At 43.3% G+C, this 18,397-nt stretch carries 17 protein-coding genes; 8 read left to right on the plus strand and 9 right to left on the minus strand.

Annotated elements, in window-relative coordinates:
- Positions 1-185 precede the first annotated feature (185 nt).
- On the plus strand, positions 186-842 hold the full coding sequence (gene upp / locus ACHUFM_RS11100) for a uracil phosphoribosyltransferase (RefSeq protein ID WP_394182310.1): 657 nt from the start codon (positions 186-188) through the stop codon (positions 840-842).
- A 92-nt stretch (positions 843-934) separates the two neighbouring features.
- Here upp and ACHUFM_RS11105 read toward each other — a convergent pair whose 3' ends face one another.
- The 3 genes from ACHUFM_RS11105 to ACHUFM_RS11115 form a co-directional block, all read right to left on the minus strand.
- Positions 935-1,555, minus strand: a complete 621-nt coding sequence (locus ACHUFM_RS11105) for a LysE family translocator (protein ID WP_394182311.1) — start codon at positions 1,553-1,555, stop codon at positions 935-937.
- Complete coding sequence (locus ACHUFM_RS11110; protein ID WP_394182312.1) at positions 1,555-2,199, minus strand: TetR/AcrR family transcriptional regulator; 645 nt, start codon at positions 2,197-2,199, stop codon at positions 1,555-1,557. The genes ACHUFM_RS11105 and ACHUFM_RS11110 overlap by 1 nt, the downstream gene beginning before the upstream one ends.
- Positions 2,200-2,645: 446 nt before the next feature.
- Positions 2,646-3,797: a GGDEF domain-containing protein gene (locus ACHUFM_RS11115; RefSeq protein ID WP_394182313.1), complete on the minus strand. Its 1,152-nt coding sequence runs from the start codon at positions 3,795-3,797 to the stop codon at positions 2,646-2,648.
- A gap of 111 nt (positions 3,798-3,908) precedes the next feature.
- Between ACHUFM_RS11115 and ACHUFM_RS11120 the strand changes: the two genes are divergently transcribed.
- The 3 genes from ACHUFM_RS11120 (at position 3,909) to ACHUFM_RS11130 (ending at position 8,002) form a co-directional block, all read left to right on the plus strand.
- Positions 3,909-4,883: a glutathione S-transferase family protein gene (locus tag ACHUFM_RS11120; RefSeq protein ID WP_394182314.1), complete on the plus strand. Its 975-nt coding sequence runs from the start codon at positions 3,909-3,911 to the stop codon at positions 4,881-4,883.
- A gap of 184 nt (positions 4,884-5,067) precedes the next feature.
- The gene (locus tag ACHUFM_RS11125; protein ID WP_394182315.1) at positions 5,068-5,928 is read left to right on the plus strand and encodes a glucosaminidase domain-containing protein; all 861 of its coding nucleotides are present in this window, start codon (positions 5,068-5,070) and stop codon (positions 5,926-5,928) included.
- 157 nt (positions 5,929-6,085) lie between these two features.
- The gene (locus tag ACHUFM_RS11130; protein ID WP_394182316.1) at positions 6,086-8,002 is read left to right on the plus strand and encodes a beta-ketoacyl synthase; all 1,917 of its coding nucleotides are present in this window, start codon (positions 6,086-6,088) and stop codon (positions 8,000-8,002) included.
- Positions 8,003-8,066: 64 nt separating this feature from the next.
- Here the strand turns inward: ACHUFM_RS11130 and ACHUFM_RS11135 are convergent, their stop codons facing one another.
- Complete coding sequence (locus ACHUFM_RS11135) at positions 8,067-8,948, minus strand: LysR family transcriptional regulator (protein ID WP_394182317.1); 882 nt, start codon at positions 8,946-8,948, stop codon at positions 8,067-8,069.
- Positions 8,949-9,087: 139 nt separating this feature from the next.
- Between ACHUFM_RS11135 and ACHUFM_RS11140 the strand changes: the two genes are divergently transcribed.
- Together ACHUFM_RS11140 and ACHUFM_RS11145 are read left to right on the plus strand one after the other, a co-directional pair.
- Positions 9,088-9,627, plus strand: a complete 540-nt coding sequence (locus ACHUFM_RS11140) for a YceI family protein (protein WP_113875778.1) — start codon at positions 9,088-9,090, stop codon at positions 9,625-9,627.
- 19 nt (positions 9,628-9,646) lie between these two features.
- Complete coding sequence (locus ACHUFM_RS11145; protein WP_394182318.1) at positions 9,647-10,507, plus strand: hypothetical protein; 861 nt, start codon at positions 9,647-9,649, stop codon at positions 10,505-10,507.
- Positions 10,508-10,522: 15 nt separating this feature from the next.
- On the opposite strand, the gene ACHUFM_RS11150 is transcribed toward ACHUFM_RS11145, so the two are convergent.
- The 4 genes from ACHUFM_RS11150 to ACHUFM_RS11165 all read right to left on the minus strand — a co-directional run bounded on the left by ACHUFM_RS11150 (position 10,523) and on the right by ACHUFM_RS11165 (position 14,382).
- Entirely contained in the window at positions 10,523-10,930 is a 408-nt protein-coding gene (locus ACHUFM_RS11150) for a hypothetical protein (RefSeq protein WP_394182329.1), read from the minus strand.
- A 112-nt stretch (positions 10,931-11,042) separates the two neighbouring features.
- A complete protein-coding gene (locus ACHUFM_RS11155; RefSeq protein ID WP_394182319.1) occupies positions 11,043-11,918 on the minus strand; it encodes an SDR family oxidoreductase in 876 nt (291 codons plus the stop codon).
- On the minus strand, positions 11,915-12,694 hold the full coding sequence (locus ACHUFM_RS11160; RefSeq protein ID WP_394182320.1) for a TatD family hydrolase: 780 nt from the start codon (positions 12,692-12,694) through the stop codon (positions 11,915-11,917). Before ACHUFM_RS11160 ends, ACHUFM_RS11155 begins: the two co-directional genes overlap by 4 nt.
- A gap of 131 nt (positions 12,695-12,825) precedes the next feature.
- Positions 12,826-14,382 carry a phosphoenolpyruvate carboxykinase gene (locus ACHUFM_RS11165; RefSeq protein ID WP_394182321.1) on the minus strand — a complete coding sequence of 519 codons (1,557 nt, stop codon included), beginning with the start codon at positions 14,380-14,382 and terminating at the stop codon, positions 12,826-12,828.
- Between the two features lie 508 nt (positions 14,383-14,890).
- Between ACHUFM_RS11165 and gndA the strand changes: the two genes are divergently transcribed.
- A complete protein-coding gene (gene gndA, locus ACHUFM_RS11170) occupies positions 14,891-16,414 on the plus strand; it encodes an NADP-dependent phosphogluconate dehydrogenase (protein WP_394182322.1) in 1,524 nt (507 codons plus the stop codon).
- A gap of 88 nt (positions 16,415-16,502) precedes the next feature.
- Here gndA and trmJ read toward each other — a convergent pair whose 3' ends face one another.
- The gene (gene trmJ / locus ACHUFM_RS11175; RefSeq protein ID WP_394182323.1) at positions 16,503-17,225 is read right to left on the minus strand and encodes a tRNA (cytosine(32)/uridine(32)-2'-O)-methyltransferase TrmJ; all 723 of its coding nucleotides are present in this window, start codon (positions 17,223-17,225) and stop codon (positions 16,503-16,505) included.
- Between the two features lie 257 nt (positions 17,226-17,482).
- Between trmJ and ACHUFM_RS11180 the strand changes: the two genes are divergently transcribed.
- Complete coding sequence (locus ACHUFM_RS11180) at positions 17,483-18,271, plus strand: inositol monophosphatase family protein (RefSeq protein WP_394182324.1); 789 nt, start codon at positions 17,483-17,485, stop codon at positions 18,269-18,271.
- The last annotated feature ends 126 nt before the right edge of the window (positions 18,272-18,397 follow it).

Consider the following 18,397-nt stretch of genomic DNA (forward strand, 5'->3'; position numbering starts at 1 on the left):
AGCCAATCTAATGTTTGTTTATGTAGTGACAATCTTTAAGAAAACAATCCCCTCCCTCAAACCGCCACTAACCAGACGGACAAGATTAATGATTCAGCTGTAATCCACTTAGTGGTATTATGAGCACATATTTTGCAAGGCAATGTATTGCAACACCCAAGCCCGCCAACGAAAAGGAAAAGCGCATGACTCGCGAACAACTTCTTGAAAAATACAACGACATTTTTGTCATCAACCACCCTTTCGTAAAACACAAACTCACCAGTCTACGTGACAAAAACACCAGCACTCGTGAATTCAGAATGCTGGTAGAAGAACTAGGAACATTGATTGGCTACGAAGCCACTCGTGATCTGGATACCATGGATATCGAAGTAGAAACACCACTTGAAAAAGCCATGTGCCCTGTTCTTAAAGGCAAGAAACTGTGCATCGTGACCATTATGCGTGCCGGTAATGGTCTTGCCGAGGGCGTATTAAAACTGTCGCCTTCAGCCCGTGTTGGCCACGTCGGTTTATACCGTGATCCAGACACCAAACAACCAGTTGAGTACTACTTGAAAATGCCTCACTCAGTGAATGAGCGCACCATTATTGTGGTAGATCCTATGTTGGCAACGGGCAACTCTGCCATCATGGCCATTGAAAAAATGAAAGAAATGGGCGCATCTGATATTCGTTTTATCTGCTTATTTGCCGCGCCTGAAGGCATTCAAGCTTTCAAAGAAGCACACCCAGATGTGGCGATGTACATAGGTGCCATTGATCGCGGTTTAGACGACCACGCTTACATTCGACCTGGAGTCGGTGACGCGGGTGATCGAATTTACGGTACTCGTTAAATTTGATTCAAGCTGCTGACAACAAGAAGACAAAACACTTCCCCCCTGTCAGCAGCTTTATTAAAGGACAACAACCTCTGCCAAAACGACACCTAACCCCGTAACGCTAAAAAACCACCCGCGCTAATCATCACACCACCAGCTACGCGATTAAGAGATGACATGGCATTTGGAGACTTCATCATTCTACGAGCTTGAGAAGCACTCACAGAAATCAGCGTTAAGCCCATCATTAAAGCGGTAAAAGCCAGCATAGAAGCCCAAGCAATATCCCAACTAGTCAGTACTGTTAGATCCATAAAAGTCGGTAAAAACGCGATGTAAAACAAAATGACTTTTGGGTTTGAAGCAGAAATCATAAAACCCTGTACAAAGCTCGCCACTTCTTTCTTGGGTGTGCCCCCTAAATCTGACTCAGCACTATTAGAAACAGAAGCGGTCCACATCTTCCAACCAAGATAAATTAAGTAAGCGGCCCCTAGATAACGAATGGCTAAAAACACCCCTTCCATGGTTTGTGCAATAACAGCCAACCCATAACACGCCATGATTAAGTAAAGAATATCACTGACCGCCATTCCAGCACTTAATGACACACTGGCCTTAGCACCTTGGGTCATACTGCGTGCGATAATGGCAAAAACACCCGGCCCAGGCGTAATGCTGAAAATAAAAATGGCGATAAAAAAAGTAAGACCGCTTTCGACTGTCATCACGACTCCTTCACACCACAACCTGCCAACACCATACGCGTGATAAAGACTTTTGCCTCTTCGTAATCCCTCTCTTCTAAGGCGTCTTTCTGCAGCATAATGCGTACCTGTGCATCAAAATCTGCATATGTCTGCGTCATGGCCCAAATACTGATAAATAAATGTTCGACAGGCACAGGGTCCATCAAGCCTTTATTAACCCAAGCTTCAATCGTCACTTTTTCACGACTCAATTCGGTGACAAACAAACGACGCAAATAATCCAGTACGAAAGACTCTTCTCCGATTAACGCCATAGCAAAGACTTTAGAGGCATTTTTATTATCACGAGACTGGTCAATTTTCTCACTAATGTATCGCATTAAGTTTTGCTTTGGGCCTTCTTCAACATTAAATTCGCTGACAGAATGAAGCCACATTTCCAAAATACGCTCTAATACAGCTTCCAATAAATCTTTTTTCGATCGGTAATAATAATGCACATTGGCTTTAGGTAAGCCAGCTTCGTCCGCAATCATTTGAGTCGTGGTCTTTGCCAAACCTTGACGAGCAAATACGCGTTCCGATGTTTCTAATATAAGGGTTTGATTCTGCGCTCTAATGTGCGCTTTCAGCTGATCTTTAGGTCGTTTTGCGTCGCTCAAAGTCTAGCCTCGCTGCTGTCTAATAAATAGTGGGGGGAACTCTGATGATCCGATTCAGAGAGGGCATAAGAATAACACTTTTTGACGCCGTCACGAAGGTAGCCGGACATAAAATGTACACCTTTATCTATTTCACTACACCCTAAAGAAATAAAAAGAGGCTAAGAGAAAAGCGAAAGGAAAGCGGAGATAGACTTGAATTCCAAGCATAAAAAAAGGGAGCCGAAGCTCCCCATTTCCCCTCGTAACAGAGACTCAAATAACTATAGGCATTCATTATTTAAGCTAACTGTTACACCACGTTGGCACTGTGATTAAGGCTCATGAAAACAGCATGCGCCTTAATGTTCTTGAATTCTGAGATTAATTATAGACAGCTGATGTAACAGTGCAATAGTTTGAACCAAAAAAATTGAACAATCGGTCAATTTTTTCTAATTTTCGGTTTAATTTTTTACTGGAAGCGACTTAGAAACTCGGTTGCGGCCTTTCTTTTTCGACTGGTACAGTGCCTCATCAGCTCGCTTGAGAACATTCGTTGGCACCTCACCAGCCGATGCGAACGCCACACCAATGCTCGCTGTCACATTCACTTCAACGTCTTTTTTCTTTTTAGGATCAAAGACCTCAACTTGAGCCTCTTCAATACTTTCACGTACCGACTCCAACACAGCTTCAACGTCTTTGACCTGAGCTCGTCGAAACACCACGGTAAATTCTTCTCCACCATAGCGAAAAGCTCGTCCCGGAGCAGAAAACAACTTTAATTGTTGGGCGACGCTTTTAAGCACCTTGTCTCCCATATCATGACCATAAGTGTCATTAAATTTCTTAAAATGATCCACGTCGACCATGGCAATAGCATAATGCTTAGACAAGCCCACTAATTGCTCATTCAAAGCACGACGTCCAGGTAAGCGTGTCATGTCGTCTAAATACGCCATACGATAGCTTTCCATTAATAGGAACCATATCCACAACAGGCATTGCGCGGACAATAAAGTGTCGTACTGCACTCCAGAAACACTAAAACGAGAAATAATGATCAGACTTAAAATACTAATCAAACCACTGGCATGAAAAGCATCATTACTTAGCCACCATGCAATGGCCATCAGCATGATGCTGACGACAAGGCCAAACCAAAGCAATAAATCAGACCAAGTTAGCGATAACTGAAAAACCGCTTGATCAAGAAAGGCAAAAGACACCCAATGACGCTCAACGGCGTAGCACCAACAGACCAACATGGCGACAAACAATAAGCGATTAACCGCAAAACGATTAAAAAACCCTCTTTCCTTAACAAAGGCCAATAACGCCACACAGAAACAAGACACCACCAAATACGCGGTAATGGAAGCGGTTTGATTTGACCCTCCATACAATTTGGGGATCAACAACAGCAGCACCAAAATAAAAACGCGACCTTTATTAAAGTGCCAGGCTAGCAAAATAGCCACACCTGCTAGAATCAAAGGCATCAATGGCAAAATACTCACCCAAACGGGCGGCAGTAAGCCAACATATAAGCTCCCATAAACACTTAAGAGCAGGATACAACATGGTGCGAATAAGGAACCAAAACGCTCAGACATAGGACAAACAAACCCATCGAATCATTCGATTAAATACGACCAATATATTGCCCCGAAACGCATTCGGTTTCATTAATAATATGTAGAAATATACAAGATAAGGAAAAGACAATGGGATTATTAGTAGATGGCAAGTGGGTTGACCAATGGTACGACACAAAAAAATCACAAGGTAAATTCGTTCGTAGCGAAGCCATTTTTCGAAACTGGATTTATTCGAGCGATCAGTACGATGCCAACCAAACCGAACATTTCCCGGCCGAATCTGGACGTTATCACTTGTACGTTTCTTTAGCATGCCCTTGGGCGCACCGTACTCTGATATTTCGTCACCTCAAGCAATTAGAAAACATTATCAGCGTCAGTTGTGTCCACCCTGACATGTTAGAAAATGGTTGGGAATTCAAGCAGGCCCCAGACTTTCAAGATGCGCATGTGGACATTGGCGATCCATTACATCAATTTCAATTTGCGCATCAAATTTATACCAAAGCGAAAAAAGATTACAGCGGACGAGTAACCGTACCTATTTTATGGGACAAACAAACCCACACCATTGTCTCAAATGAGTCTGCTGAGATTATTCGCATGTTTAATAGCGCCTTCAATGAGCTCACTGGAAACACCTTAGACTTCTATCCGAAAGGGCTGGCAAAAGAAATCGACGAGATTAATAACAGGATCTACCACTCGTTGAACAATGGCGTATATAAATGTGGTTTTGCGACGACTCAAGCCGCCTACGAAGGCGCTTTAATCCCCTTGTTTGATACGCTGGACTATCTAGAAGACAGATTGCAAGGTCGTCGTTACCTAATGGGCGATCAACAAACTGAGGCTGACTGGCGTTTGTTTACCACCTTGATTCGTTTTGATGCTGTGTACTTTGGTCACTTTAAATGCAATCTAAAACGCATTCTAGACTACCCAAATATTAACCATTACTTACAATCTTTGTATGAACATCAAGGCATCGCAAAAACGGTCAACTTTGATCACATCAAACGGCACTATTATTACAGTCATAAAAACATCAACCCAACACAGGTTGTCCCTGTTGGCCCTAAACAGATATTTTTACCCTAATCTCGGCAAGTGAAACGATAACAGGGCATTCAAAAATGTCATGGTATCGTCAGCAAATATTCTAAAGACTGTTAAACTGGATGCATTTTAAGGATAATGAGGCTTCTTTTGCTTTTCGATGATGGCTCAACATTGAGCAAAGTAAAGCAAACCCTTATGTTACAGTTGAGAGTTGTGGTTGTTTATGGAAAAGAAAATACTCTGGGTTATCACAATAATACTATTTTTAGTTTTATGGATTAAAACCGACCCATTTCAGGATGAAGCTGATGTAACAGATGCAGACACAACAGAAGAAGTGAGTTCTGCAGACGAATCTGGCGAAGCAACACAGGACGAAAAAGACTACTTTAAGTCTCACCCGATCCAAGCAAAAGCGCCTGATTTTCAAGCAATAACGGATGTTAAAACTCGTAAGAAAGCTTTCTTCGAATACTTATCCCCCTTTGCCAAAGAAAAGAATGATTTGATCTTAGCCGATCGAGAACGCTTAACCGCTCTCCTCAAAAAAGCCAATAAACTGTCTAAAAAAGAGGTGGTTTGGGTCTCAAAATTGCGCAAAGACAATAAGCTTAAAGTGTTAACTCAATACTCAACACAAGACCTTCAAGCCCTATTATCTCGACTGGATATCATTCCCACATCACTGGTTCTAGCACAAGCTGCCAATGAGTCCGCTTGGGGCACCTCTCGTTTCGCTACCAAAGGCAACAATTACTTTGGACAATGGTGTTTTCGCAAGGGTTGCGGCCTAGTTCCTGTTTCTCGTGATAACGATGCCGATCATGAAGTGCGTAAGTTCCACGACGCTCGTGAATCTGTCTTTGCTTACATTGATAACTTGAATACCAACTCCGCTTATAAAAAGCTCCGCAACACTCGCGCCAATCTTAGGCAACAAGGTGATGTCATCACGGGTTTAGCATTAGCACAAGGTTTAGAGCACTATTCACAGCGAGGTCAAGCTTACGTGAAAGAAATCATCAGCTTGATCAACTACAACAAGCTATGGCGCTTTAACCGCGTACAAGCAAATAATGAGTAACTATTTTTTGTTGCACTTTTTTCCTAATCCAAGTTGGAAAAAATGTAATAAAATGCAACTTTACGTTACTAAATTACTTTGTCTGGGGTGGCTAAGCGTCATCCCCTTCATTACAATACCGTAATATTTTACTCATTCATAAAACGAGGAAATTCAATTGGCCCGTTTACCTGTTATTGTTGGCTTTGGCGGAATTAATTCGGCTGGTCGTACTTCATCTCATCAAGCTTATCGCCGAATCGTTTTCGATCTTCTACCAAGCTCAATCCAGCAGGATGTGTTATTGGATCTTGCCACGCTAACGAATATGGCGGAGCATAAAAATGGACTTTGGCATACCCCATCAGGGGAAACACTGGATGCAGAAACCTTAGTCGATAGCATTGGTGAAGAACTTCTGGCAAAAACACTGATTCGCCGCATTCACCCAAGCTTGTTTGATGTTGACCATGTCACCATCCATAAGGCAGCGTCCTTACAAGCGACATCTAATGAAGAGCATTTTAGCTTCCGAGCGAAAACACGCTCTTTACCCAAAAATAAGCCATCAAACTGGAAGGTGACCCCCGTCTCCGACACCATCAGTGAAATCACGGTTGATGGAAACCTAGAAACCTTCGTAAAAGACACCAAACCTTTGGCCGTAAAAGCAGCGGGACAACTACCAACAGGTTTTGACGCAGGCAAGCTTTACCAGAGCCGTAACCATCCGCGCGGTTTGCAAATGACAGTTTACGGCGCATCTGATGCAATTAAGAGCAGTGGTATTGATTGGGAATTGATTCGCAGCAAAGTCTCCCCTGACAAAATGGCTGTTTACGCGGCTAACTCCATTGGACAAATGGATGATCTAGGCTTCGGAGGTATGTTGAAATCGGCCCTAATGGGCAAGCGCACAACCTCAAAACATTTACCGCTGGGCTATGCTCAAATGCCCGCTGACTTTGTTAATGCTTACTTACTAGGAAGCGTAGGTAATGTAGGAACAGCCATTGGTGCATGTGCGACTTATTTCTTCAATTTAGAGCGCGCGGTAGACGGCATAAAATCCGGTAAATTCCGCGTTGCCATGGTCGGCGGTAGTGACGCCCCGATCACACCTGAGATCATTGAAGGCTTTCGCACCATGGGTGCATTGGCAGAAGATGTTTCACTATTAGCTTTGGATAAACTAAGCCAGCATGACGAACCAGATCACACTCGCAGCTGTCGTCCATTTGCCGAAAACTGCGGTTTCACCATCGGCGAATCAAGCCAATGGACACTGTTAATGGATGATGAGCTTGCGGTTGAACTTGGCGCGCAAATATTTGGTGCCATCCCAGCGGTATTTTCCCATGCAGATGGCCATAAAAAATCCATCTCTGCGCCGGGCGTTGGTAACTACTTAACCATAAGCAAAGCCATGGCTTATCTAGAAAACATCATAGGCAATGAAGGCTTGACAAAACGTACCTTTATTCAGGCTCACGGTACTAGCACACCTCAGAATCGCATTACCGAATCACATGTACTGAGCAAAGCAGCCACCAGCTTTGGTGCAACAGATATGCCTGTTGTTGCTATGAAAGCCTTTTTGGGTCATTCACAAGGCACGGCCGGTGGTGATCAGTTGCATCTTTCATTAGGTGTTTGGCAAGATGGTATTTTACCTGGTATCACCACCTCGAAAGCCATCGCTGACGATGTCTATCAAGACGGTTTGAAGTTCCAATTAAAACACGAGCATTATGGTGCTGAGTATTTTGATGCGGCTTTGTTAAACTCGAAAGGCTTCGGTGGTAACAATGCCACAGCAGTACTGCTTTCCCCTCAACAGGCTATGAAAATGCTGTCGAAACGTTACTCAGCGGAGCAACTGGCTGATTACCAGCAAAGAAAAGTTGCCGTCGCCGAAAGCGCAACTGAGTACAATCAAGCTGCCATTCGCGGTGAAGTATTACCAACCTACAAGTTTGGCTTTAATGTACTAGGAGGTGAAGAATTAGACATCACCAATCAACACATCAAACTGCCTGGCTATGATCTTCCGGTTGACCTTCATATCGATAACGATTTTGATGATTTAACCTGATCAAATATGGTACTGAGTTACCACCTAAAAGGATTTTGCAACCTCTTCAGGCGGTAACTCAGATTTATAAATTGTCTTGTAAAAATTCGAGCAATAATCGTGTCTTCTGCGACATCAATTTACGCTGTGGATAAATCGCATGAAAGCTGACTTCATACCCTTTCCATTGCGGCAAAACATTGACCAACTCCCCAGACTCTAAGTATTTTGACACCAGAAATTCCGGTTGATAAATGACTCCTACCCCTTCTAAAGCCAAGCGAGCCAATGCACCACCATTATTAGCACGACAATTTCCGGATACCACGGCGGCCCCTTGTTCGCCTTTTTCGTTCGTAAATTGCCAATGATCAGAGGTCACAGTATTGGTGTAGAGCAAACAATTATGATGCTGCAAATCCTCTAAAGACGTGATCGCACCATAACGCTCAAGATACTCAGGGGAAGCACACACATAAGAGCCAGCGGTACAAAGTTTGCGAGCGACAAATTGATCTCCTCCTAAAAGCCCCCCTCTAATCGCCAGGTCCACACCAGATTCAGTCATATCGACACGCTTATCGTTAAAATCCACATCCAATTCAATCTGTGGGTACAGGCGTGTAAAGCTGTCGAGTAACGGCACCAAATGCGTCAAGCCAAAGTCCATTGGCACACTGACTTTCAGTAATCCTTTTGGCTTTTGTGCTAAGTCTCCTATTTCACTCTCAGCCTCTTCTAGGGCATCCAAGATAGACACACAATGTTGATAATACTTTTGGCCAGCGTGGGTCACACTAATATTACGAGTATTTCTTTGTAGTAACTTAGTTCCCAATTCATCTTCAATAAAGTTAATATAACGAGTCACCATTGGCCTTGAAATACCCAGCGAATCACTGGCCTGCTTAAAACTCTCCACTTCGTATACTCGGCAAAACACCTTCATGGCTTGAAGCTTATCCATTTCACTCACCCAAAATTAAAAAAGTTCCCATTTTATTATTTCATTATAGTTAACATTGAATTGTTTTTTAAGCTGATTATTTATTGAAAAAAAGGCTCTAAACTGTACTGATACATTCATATCAATAAGGAGAACCTACATGAAAGCATTAGCAATTAGCGCTTTGGCCCTTGCCTCTAGCCTTTCTTTCGCAGCAGATTACAAAGTCGATACCGCTCACTCTGCTGTTATTTTTAAAATTGGCCACTTGGGTGTGAGTACCACAGTGGGTCGTTTTGACGAGTTCAGTGGTGACTTCTCATATGCTGACGACGGTAAATCTGGCTCAGCAACACTGACCATTCAAGCTGACAGCGTTGATACCAACCATGATGCACGTGACAAACACTTACGCAGCCCAGACTTCCTAGACGTTAAACAATTCCCAACGTTAACATTCACCAGCAAGCAATTTGATGGCAACACATTAACTGGCGATCTAACCTTGCATGGCGTCACCAAGTCCGTGACATTTGATGTTGAAAAAGTTGGCGAAGGCAAAGACCCATGGGGCGGCTACCGTTCTGGTTTTGAAGCAACAACAACCATTAACCGCAGTGATTTCGGCATCACTTACTTCATCCCAGGCGTCACTGATGCAACAGAGATCGAAGTATACGTGGAAGGCATTCGCCAATAAGACAGTTTAAGGAAGAGACATGTACGAAGAAGCCAGTAACTCAAATCTAATCATGCTATTGCATACGGCCATTTACCCCTTTATCGCCGCGCTGATAGTCAGTTTTATTACTGGCAAATTACTGCGTACATCGTCTTTTTTAGGCTATCTTGGTGGTTTTATCGTTGGACTCAGCCTGATCCATTCAGGCTTGAGCTTTCCACCAAAACAAGCGATAGATTATTACAGTATCAGTGCCCTTATTGGCATATTCGTTTTGATCAGTTTACATCTCACCAGCAACTCAACGCCCTTAAAGTATGGTCTTTGCGCCTTATTAACGGGATTGTCTTTCTACCTTTTGCTTAACCCGGTATTAAAACATTCGGGGCTACACATAAGCCTCATATGGTCTGTTGCTTGTGCCGTTGCCACGCTAATATATATTGCACTGAGTCAACAGACAGGACAAAACAGCACAGAACGGAAAGGCTTAGAAAAACTAGAACCTCACACCCCTATGATTGGTTTAATGATTGTTGCAGGCAGTGCTGCACCAGTTATTTCGATTGGTGGTAGCTTGTTAATAGGTCAGTTACTTGGTGCTTTTGCCGCCGCCAGTGCTGGTTATCTACTGATAAGCCTTATCACATCAAACCGACAAGCTTTTAGTAGTGCCCCAGCCATCATCCTACTAGCGGGCCTAATCAGCCAAAGCCATATCTTAGCTGACATCCCTCTTAGTGTTATGGTTTTAATCGCGGCTTCTTGTTTTGTTACTCCAATCATTCGTCACTTAACGCAAAAAGCCATACCAACCATTCTTTGCCAAGCCATTCTAAGTATTATCATTAGTGGCTTTTGCTTATGGTTAGTATGGCCTGAAAGCAGCCTTTACTAATTTTAAAGACCGTTACTAGTCTTTAAAAATAGAACGCGAAGGGCGCCATAATGGCAGAACAACGGCCATTATGGCGCAATGCACAGCACTATAAGACAGCAAATAAAGTGTGTCTTCATGCTCCAGCTCTAAATGCAATGACACGATCAAGAAGTTTGGCAACACAATCAAAAGCCATATAAAGATGGCCAAAAAGAATTGTCCGATGCGCGTTAAATTTCTCACTCTTAACATCAGCCAAGCCGTGAACCACAAGAACACAAAGCTTGAAATTAGAAAGATCACCAGCACATCCCAGCTTGGAAGTTCTACTGCATCCTGCCACACAGGGCGACCCAAGAATTGCGTTGGGGTTGATGCATACCAAAGAACACCTACCAACACTTGGAAGAAAAACACGACCATTACGGCTTTAAGATTCATTTTATGCACGTCAACTCCTGCTCTATCTGCATATCAAAGGTCAACCATTGACCTTGAAAGGCATGAGCGAGTTTCAGATTCACAAAAGAGCCCTCAACCGTTCATGCCTTTATCAACTAACTTGATACAATTCCTTTACCAGACTTCTTAGTTTTGATCGCCAAGGTCGCTGTTTGATGCCAAAATGATTAAACACCTTTCGACAAGACAGAGATTGCCGCTTCATAGCAACTTGTGGCACACCTTCTACGGTATCCGATTGCGCTTCAACATCAACTTGCGCCCTTGAGTCGTATTGAGCCGCCGTTGCCAGAATCGCTTCAACCAAACCAACCCAACTAATTTCCTCAGCACAGCAATAATGATAAATCCCTTTATTCTCTGCACCGTAATGGCCTTGATTAAGCATTGACAACACCACTCTCACTAAATCAGAGACTGGGGTCGGACTGCCAATCAAGTCATCTTTGTAAGCAAGATTAACGCCACCCTGGATTGACTCCAGTGTACGACAAACAAAATCATCTCCCTGCCCACTGAACAACCACCCCGTTCGCAACACAATATTGTGTGGGTGATTTAACACTTCAGTTTCGGCCCGGATTAACGCTTTCGCATAACTACTAGTACCATCAGGCTCGTCTTTCTCCGAGTAAGCTAACCCCTTATTACCCGAAAATACCCGTGCACTGCTTAGCATAATCAGCGGTGCAAAGGCTTCTTGACTTAAAAAGGTCAAGGTTCCCAAAAACGTATCATAGTCCGATTGCAGAGCATGACGTAAACTCAAAGCATCGATGACCACATCAAAGGCCATGGCTTTAAATTCATCGCGTCGGGTTGCATCCAACAATAGAGCTTCATCTGGACACAACCATTCAAATTCTGGTTTATTTTGGGTTAGCTTTAAAAAAGCTGTCCCCACTTCTGTTCCCGAACCCAGCAGCAAAATACGGATCGGCGCATTAATATCTTGTTTATTATTCAAAGTATGACCTCATGCCACTTAGGAAAAACTCGTAGTAGATTATCATAGCTATCAACAGCAATCTGCTCTACTTCTTCATTCCGAATAGTGGCAACGCTCTTTGCTACCTTTAATATCGACAAGGGAGTATTCACCTGGCCTTGATATCCATACAAAGGCATATCGGGAGAATCCGTTTCCAACACGTACGACTGACGATCCAAGACATGTAAAACACGCTGAGCCTTTTTCGCCCTTGGATACGTCACCGTACCACCCATCCCTAAAACAAAACCCAACTCAGCAAACCGCTGCGCCTGTTCATAACTGCCATTAAAAGCATGAATGGTACCACCTGTTTTCAAGCCTACCTGACGAAGGCATTGATAGACTAAGTCATAACTTTTCCGAGCATGAATCACTACAGGCAAATGCAAACTTTTCGCCAACTGTAATTGGCGCACAAAAAACGTTTTTTGAATGCCCATATCACAGGAACCGGGCCAATTATCCAAACCTATTTCACCAATGGCTAACACTGAGTCTGTTTCACAATACTCAGCCAATTCATCCAATTCATCCAATCTTGCTTGCTGCAAAAAGTAAGGATGCAAGCCATAAGCTATCCGCCATTGTGGATAACGCTTTGCTAAATTACTCAACTTTCGCCAAGAAGCAGCCGTCGTCGCTGGTACCAAAAAGCCTTTTACCCCAACTGCTTCACAGTGCATCATCAGCTCATCACGAGTCTGGTCAAACACATCAAAATCAAGATGGCAATGAGTATCTATATACATATACAAAAGATTACATTATTTATAACATTAATAGCTAGCTTAAATTTTAATCAGAAATCAAATTTTTTCGCTAATAACAAAAAAGCCGCGACAGAGTCACGGCTTTTTAAAAGACTTTATGAAATAAGCAATTAGAGAGCAGGACCTGCTTCCACAATAGCCTCAGACACAGTATCAAACTTCTTAAAGTTTTCCACGAACTGAGCAATCAAATTCTTAGCTTGTGCTTCATAAGCTACTTGATCAGACCAAGTCTTACGAGGGTTCAATAAGATGCTATCGACACCAGGAACCTGAGTCGGGACATCCAAATTCACATCCCCCAAATGCTCGGTTTCCACATCAACTAATGCACCTGATTGAATAGCAGAAATGACCGCACGGGTTGTCGGAATACTGAAACGCTTACCGCCTTGTCCATGAGCACCACCAGTCCAACCGGTATTAACCAGGTAAACTTTACTGCCAAATTCTTCAATACGCTTAATCAAAAGGTCGGCGTACACATCAGCAGAACGCGGGAAGAAAGGCGCACCAAAACAAGTTGAGAACGTGGATTTAATTCCGGTTCCAGCGCCCATTTCAGTAGACCCAACCAATGCCGTGTAACCACTCAAGAAATGGTAAGCGGCCGCTTCTTTACTCAAAATAGAAACAGGAGGCAATACTCCAGTTAAATCACATGTCAAGAAGATGATGGCATTTGGCTCACCTGCACGATTCTCTGGCGCACGCTTCTCAATGTGCTCACGCGGGTAACCAGCACGGCCATTTTGTGTTAAAGAAGTATCTGTGTAATCCGCCACACGCGTTTCAGGGTCTAACACTACGTTTTCTACAATAGTACCGAACTTAATCGCGTCCCAAATAATTGGCTCATTCTTTTTCGATAGATCAATGGTTTTCGCGTAACAACCACCTTCAATATTGAAGACAGTATCTTTACCCCAACCATGCTCATCATCACCAATCAAGAAGCGCTCTGGGTCTGCTGACAAGGTGGTTTTACCCGTTCCAGATAGACCAAAGAACAAGGCTACATCTTCGTCTGTTCCAACGTTTGCCGCACAGTGCATAGGCAATACATCGTACGCTGGCAGCAAGTAGTTTTGCACAGAAAACATGGCTTTTTTCATTTCGCCTGCGTAACGCATGCCAGCAATCAAAACCTTACGCTCGGCAAAGTTTAAAATCACACAACCATCAGAATTCGTACCATCACGCTCAGGCTCACACACAAAATCTGGGGCATTTAAAATCTGCCACTCACCTTTAGAAGTCGGGTTGTATGTTTCTGGACGAATAAACAAGTTACGTCCAAACAGGTGATGCCAAGCTGTTTCAGTACGCATGATCACTGGTAGATAATACTCATCGCCCGCACCGACATGAATATTAGAAACATAAGACTCTTTGTTATCCAAATAAGCCGTTACACGATCCCACAATGGTGCAAACTTATCTTCTGGAAACGCTCGGTTAACTGGCCCCCAATGAATATTATCTTTACTAGATGCTTCTTCTACAATGAAACGATCCATTGGAGAACGACCTGTACGAGCGCCTGTTTCAACAACAAGTGCGCCATTATCGGCTAGAACCCCTTCGCCATTTTGCAATGCCTTTTCCACCAATTGAGGTGTAGTTAGGTTCTTGTGAATTCTAGTTACTTCCGATGCGGAGTTCATTACGCTAAATCCTCTGTACGATAAGGGTTGACTGATATTTTTTTATAATTTTGAAATGAATTTACTCTATAAAATCGATAGTAACAAAACATTCTAAGAAAACATATTGTTATAACGAACTGTTATTTTATTACCATTTTGAAAGCCGACAATAAGACCTAACCAATTGAAAAATATAGAAATAATGAAATACATCCTAGTAAAAAACGTTAATACCAGTAATTTTGACGAATATTTAAACAATTTTTTTGTAGTTTTCTTTCTTTTTAGTAGTCTTTCTACTAACCAGAAAATCACTTACCAAAAAAACACCCCACAAAAGATAAGGCCATAATATGGGCTTTTCACAGACGAAATCCCCCATAAAGACTAAGGTTTCTGATAAAAAAGTATAAAAAAATCTACTTTTTTGAATTTTTCCGGCCCTTATTACCTCCTGATATTCATCTCTTCATGGTAAGATAATTTCCTCAATTCCCCCAATTGTTCAAAAGGTTGATCGATATTTATGTTAGAAACAAATCAGAACTGCAATATTGGATTTGTCGGCCTGGGTGTCATGGGAAAAAACTTGGCCTTAAACTTAGCTGATCATGGCTACCGAGTTGCTGGTTTTGATCTTGACACACATAAAGTACAAGATGTTTTGGCGACAGAAGCAGCTGAACGTCCTGACTCTTCGGCTCCAGCTCGAATCATCGGCTGCGACAGCATGGAAGACATGCTATCCAATTTAGTTAAGCCCCGCGTTATTGTGGTTTTGGTGCCAGCTGGAAACCCTGTTGATGCTGTTTGCCAAAACCTAATCAAAGCTGGTTTAGAAGCAGATGACATTGTCGTCGACTGTGGTAACAGCCAATGGACAGACACCATTCGACGTGAAGCGGAATACAAAGAACAATTTAAGTTCTTTGGTACCGCTGTCTCCGGTGGTGAAGTAGGCGCACGATTTGGCCCATCTTTAATGCCTGGTGGTGATGCCGACTCATGGAAATACTTACAACCTATGTGGGAAGCCGTAGCGGCTAAGGTAGATAAAGATGGTAACCCGATTGTCAGTAACACGCCTGGCAAACCGGTTACTGAAGGGGAACCTTGTACCGCTTACCTTGGACCTGATGGTGCAGGACACTATGTCAAAATGGTTCACAACGGTATTGAATATGCCGACATGCAGTTAATTTGTGAAGCCTACCATCTATTGCGTTCCCTATTGGGATACGAGCCAGAAGAAATTGGTCAGTTATTCGAGAAATGGAACCAAGGTGTTCTAAACAGTTACCTAGTCGAAATTTCCGCAGACATTCTTCAGCAATACGACCATAAAACTGGTGCGCCATTGGTGGATATGATTCTGGACAGTGCAGGCCAAAAAGGCACAGGTCGCTGGACCTCAATTAGCGCCACGCAAATGGGTGTACCAGCCGGCATTATCAGTGAATCGGTTTATGCACGAGCTCTAAGCACACTAACCACTGAACGAGAACAAGCCGCTGACAAACTGGTTGCGGATGTAGAAAGTGGTGAAATTGAAGCCAGCGAAGTAGAAGCCGCGATTGAAGAAGCACTGTATTGCGCGAAAATCTGCGCTTATGCTCAAGGCTTTCAACTCATGCGAGCGGCACAGAAAGAATACAACTGGACACTTAATTTCAGTGACATCGCGAAGATCTGGCGTGGTGGGTGCATTATTCGCGCTTCTTTCTTGCAGAAAATTGCTGATGCTTTCACGGACAACCCTCAACTAGAAAACCTATTGTTGAGTGATTACTTTGCCGATGCCATGGCTAGCAAGCAAAAAGGCTTACGTAAGGCCGTTGTGTTAGCAGCACAATCTGGTATTCCAACACCGTCTTTCTTCTCTGCTTTGGCTTACTTTGATGGCTACCGTTCTGAAGTGGTTCCGGCGAATTTACTGCAAGCCCAACGTGACTATTTCGGTGCTCATACCTACGAGAGAGTCGACGGCGAGCCAGGTCAGAAATATCACACTTTCTGGCAAGAAAATGGTCGTCCTGAACGTAAAGCCTAACTTCCTTAGGTAAAAAAACCACGATTTCAATACTAGAAATCGTGGTTTTTGTCTCTGCCCTTGTCAAATTTGTAACAGAGCCAGGATATTAAGACTTGGCTTGTTTTTCCATCGACGTCAGCATACCACGCAACATACCATATTCTTGTTGATCGAGACGGGAGCGTTGAAATAAACGTCTAAATCTCGTCATAACCTGCATCGGCATCTCTGGGTCCAGAAAATCAATGTTGACTAAGACCTTTTCTAAATGCACTAACAAATAATCCACTTGCTCTACAGTAGCCGCTGGCACATCCCATTTATTCTGTACTGCTGGTGCATCTTGCGTAGCAAGAAACTTCATGCGTAACTCGTAAGCAATCACCTGCACCGCGGCGCCGAGATTCAATGAACTAAAAGAGGCAACAGAAGGAATGTGCACATGGTAATGACAACGCTGCAACTCTTCATTTGTCAGACCTCTGTCTTCACGGCCGAATACAAAAGCCGTTTCTAAACCTTCATTAAACACCAAGTCAGCAGACTCTCGAGGATCTACCAATGGCCAAGGTATGGTACGTTCACGAGCGCTGGTACCAATGACTAGCTGGCAATCCGCTAGAGCTTCTTCTAAGGTGTCAACGACCACGGCATTTTCCAAAATGTCGGTCGCCCCAGACGCTCGACTCACCGCCTCTTGATTTGGGTAATCTCTTGGCGCCACGAGATAAAGGTCTGCCAAGCCCATATTTTTCATCGCCCGAGCAGCGCCTCCTATATTGCCAGGATGAGACGTATTCACCAGAACGATGCGAACTTTATTTTGCATGATGTTAGATACCAGCTAAGAAATAATATAAACCCACGCATGTTAACAGATATTCTTTGATATTCATTTGATTGGTTAGTTTTTCGCCAATTTTTCTCTGGCTAATGTGGGATTATTAAGCTAGAATTCGCGCTCAAATTTTGGCTCCCAGATCTCATGTCTGGCACGCCCGCTCTTTAACACTTTATCTGGCAACTGGCTCGTCCTTACAAAGGGTGAGCAGTTCATGTTTAATGACGAATTAATGACGGTAAATTATGCAACCTAGAATCAATGTCGCAATAAAAGCAGCTCGTGCCGCTGCAGAATACATAGTTCATTCTCAAGAGAAATTATTATTTGATAAAGAACAAGGTAAATCCTCTGCGGAAGTTTACGCTGCCGTTTGTTCTGGTGCTGAACGCAGCATTGTTTACAATCTAGAAAAAGCTTACCCTGCAGATACCATCACCACTCGTTTACAAGGTTCCGTACAAACTGGCGAAGAAGGCGAATGGATTATCGATGCGATTCAAGGACAACACCTATTCACACGTGGGTTAGCAGGTCATGTGATTACCATTAGTTATGTGGTTGCCGGTAAAGTAGAACACGCCCTAGTGCTTAACCCTCACACTCGAGATGAATTCTACGCAAGTAAAGGCCGCGGCGCTTACTTGAATAATTCTCGAATCCGCAGCAGTTCCGCTCGAGCACTAGAAGGTACGACATTAGCCGCTCAATTCCCTGCAACAGATCGCACATCAACCTACCTTGAAGGCCAATTGGCCGTGCTTTCTGATGTCGCTCAACAAGGCGCTCGCGTTGTCATGCAAGATGCACCAGCACTGATGCTAGCCAATGTGGCAGCAGGTCGCTTAGACGGTGCTTGGGGCATCAAGTTACAAGAATGGGAAATGCAAGCTCCTCTGTTTATCGCCAAAGAAGCCGGCGCTTTGATTGCGGCGTTTGATGGTTCTCCAAGCTTGGAAAAAGGTGACGTGCTGTGTGCTGCGCCACGTTTATTTAAAATGTTATTGCCTGTACTAAACAAACACCTTAACTAAGCTTTTTCTTTACTGAAAAGCAACAAAAGCCTCGTTACCAAAGTTTGGTAATGAACTGACCCCCAATAGTTGGACATTCCAATTACTGGGGGTCTTTTTATGTCCAAATATCACAGAGAATTTAAA

It is taken from the genome of Marinomonas posidonica (genome assembly GCF_043643765.1).
GTDB lineage: Bacteria > Pseudomonadota > Gammaproteobacteria > Pseudomonadales > Marinomonadaceae > Marinomonas > Marinomonas posidonica_A.